This window comes from Comamonas aquatica NBRC 14918 (assembly GCF_000739875.1).
Taxonomy (GTDB): Bacteria; Pseudomonadota; Gammaproteobacteria; order Burkholderiales; family Burkholderiaceae_C; genus Comamonas; species Comamonas aquatica.
The window spans coordinates 1-1,169 of the sequence record NZ_BBJR01000009.1 but is presented as its reverse complement, the minus strand read 5'-3'; the positions used below and the strand labels follow the sequence as shown (position 1 = coordinate 1,169).

The 1,169-nt window shown below is 59.7% G+C and carries 1 protein-coding gene; it reads left to right on the top strand.

Features of this window, described 5'->3' with window-relative positions; all coding sequences use genetic code 11:
- On the top strand, window positions 1–1,167 hold a 1,167-nt coding region (tuf, locus tag CA2_RS01300; RefSeq protein ID WP_081888817.1), incomplete at its 5' end, for an elongation factor Tu.
- Window positions 1,168–1,169: the final 2 nt, after the last annotated feature.

Below are 1,169 nucleotides of genomic sequence, written 5' to 3'. Positions count from 1 at the left end.
ACCAAGCCCCACGTGAACGTGGGCACCATTGGCCACGTTGACCACGGTAAGACCACCCTGACTGCTGCTATCGCCACCGTGCTGTCCAAGCACTTCGGCGGTGAAGCCAAGGACTACTCGCAGATCGACAACGCGCCTGAAGAAAAGGCCCGTGGTATCACGATCAACACTTCGCACGTCGAGTACGAAACCGCCACTCGCCACTACGCTCACGTGGACTGCCCTGGCCACGCTGACTATGTGAAGAACATGATCACCGGCGCTGCCCAGATGGACGGCGCTATCTTGGTCTGCTCCGCTGCTGACGGCCCCATGCCCCAGACCCGCGAACACATCCTGCTGGCTCGCCAGGTGGGCGTGCCTTACATCATCGTGTTCCTGAACAAGTGCGACATGGTGGACGACGAGGAACTGCTGGAACTGGTGGAAATGGAAGTCCGCGAACTGCTGGACAAGTACGATTTCCCCGGCGACGACACCCCCATCGTGCGTGGTTCCGCCAAGCTGGCCCTGGAAGGCGACCAGTCTGACAAGGGCGAGCCTGCGATCCTGAAGCTGGCTGAAGCTCTGGACTCCTACATCCCCACGCCTGAGCGCGCGGTGGACGGCGCCTTCGTGATGCCAGTGGAAGACGTGTTCTCCATCTCCGGTCGTGGTACCGTGGTGACCGGTCGTATCGAGCGCGGCATCATCAAGGTCGGCGAAGAAATCGAAATCGTCGGTATCAAGGACACCCAGAAGACCACCTGCACGGGCGTGGAAATGTTCCGCAAGCTGCTGGACCAAGGTCAAGCTGGCGACAACGTGGGTCTGCTGCTGCGCGGCACCAAGCGTGAAGACGTGGAACGCGGCCAAGTGCTGTGCAAGCCTGGCTCCATCAAGCCCCACACCCACTTCACCGCTGAGGTGTACGTGCTGTCCAAGGACGAAGGTGGTCGTCATACGCCTTTCTTCAACAACTACCGTCCTCAGTTCTACTTCCGTACCACGGACGTGACTGGTTCCATCGAGCTGCCCGAAGGCAAGGAAATGGTGATGCCTGGCGACAACGTGTCCATCACTGTGAAGCTGATCGCTCCTATCGCTATGGAAGAAGGTCTGCGCTTCGCTATCCGTGAAGGTGGCCGTACCGTGGGCGCTGGCGTGGTTGCTAAGGTTCTCGCTTAATT